The organism is Bartonella sp. AA97HXZ (assembly GCF_042196985.1).
Classification (GTDB): Bacteria; Pseudomonadota; Alphaproteobacteria; order Rhizobiales; family Rhizobiaceae; genus Bartonella.
In genome coordinates this window covers 1-527 of sequence record NZ_JBHIRC010000116.1, presented here as the reverse complement: position 1 = coordinate 527, position 527 = coordinate 1, and the positions used below count along the sequence as shown (strand labels likewise).

The following is a 527-nucleotide window of genomic DNA, read 5'->3' as shown; positions in this document are numbered from 1 at the left end:
TCCAATAGGACCAGCTTCAAGCGTTTTGGCTAATTCCGGTAAAATAGGTAGAAAGACATCTGTTTGGAATTTACTTTTCTCTGTTTTGAGATGAATAATATTGTCTTTGACATCTTTCCAGCCAATGCGAACCGCATCACCACGACGTAAGCCCGTATACAAAAGGACATCAATCCAGACACGTTCATGGGTACCATGGGACCATCTTTGATAATATTTCTCAACATCTTCTTCTGTCCAAACAGGAAAGCCGCTTTTATTTTTAAGAGGAGGTTTTTTGACGCCTAAAGTTGGATTATTTTCCAAAAGACCTTGATCAATTGCCCAATTAAAAAGTCCATTAAGGGCTTTCAGAAAGTTTCTAGCCATTGCTGGTGTTTCTTTGCGCCGTTCAACACCGGCTATGATATGTTTCTTTTCAATTGCTTGGTATGGAATGTTTCCTATGCTATCACATACCTTCATAAGGATGAGTTCTTTTTGTTTTTGGGTGACTTTAGAAAGGCTATGCCAATTGGAGCTGTTAA

1 protein-coding gene is annotated in these 527 nt (G+C 38.9%); it reads right to left on the bottom strand.

What is annotated here, in order from left to right; all coding sequences use genetic code 11:
* The coding region (locus tag ACFINE_RS09990) for a tyrosine-type recombinase/integrase (RefSeq protein WP_375621922.1) at positions 1-527 on the bottom strand (527 nt) is incomplete at both ends.